Source organism: Ewingella sp. AOP8-B2-18 (assembly GCF_052376015.1).
GTDB lineage: Bacteria > Pseudomonadota > Gammaproteobacteria > Enterobacterales > Enterobacteriaceae > Ewingella > Ewingella allii.
The window spans coordinates 1-529 of record NZ_JBQSVB010000066.1 but is presented as its reverse complement, the minus strand read 5'-3'; the positions used below and the strand labels follow the sequence as shown (position 1 = coordinate 529).

The window sequence follows — 529 nt, the reverse complement described above, 5'->3', positions numbered from 1 at the left end:
GGAAGGTGCGAACAAGTCCCTGATATGAGATCATGTTTGTCATCTGGAGCCATGGAACAGGGTTCATCATGAGTCATCAACTTACCTTCGCCGACAGTGAATTCAGCAGTAAGCGCCGTCAGACCAGAAAAGAGATTTTCTTGTCCCGCATGGAGCAGATTCTGCCATGGCAAAACATGGTGGAAGTCATCGAGCCGTTTTACCCCAAGGCTGGTAATGGCCGGCGACCTTATCCGCTGGAAACCATGCTACGCATTCACTGCATGCAGCATTGGTACAACCTGAGCGATGGCGCGATGGAAGATGCTCTGTACGAAATCGCCTCCATGCGTCTGTTTGCCCGGTTATCCCTGGATAGCGCCTTGCCGGACCGCACCACCATCATGAATTTCCGCCACCTGCTGGAGCAGCATCAACTGGCCCGCCAATTGTTCAAGACCATCAATCGCTGGCTGGCCGAAGCAGGCGTCATGATGACTCAAGGCACCTTGGTCGATGCCACCATCATTGAGGCACCCAGCTCGACCAA

Annotated in this window: 1 pseudogene; it reads left to right on the top strand. The window is 53.7% G+C overall.

Going from position 1 to position 529, the window contains the following annotated elements:
- Nucleotides 1–68: 68 nt before the first annotated feature.
- A pseudogene (locus tag ACT3RR_RS23160) lies at nucleotides 69–529 on the top strand (IS5-like element IS5B family transposase); the annotation flags it as partial.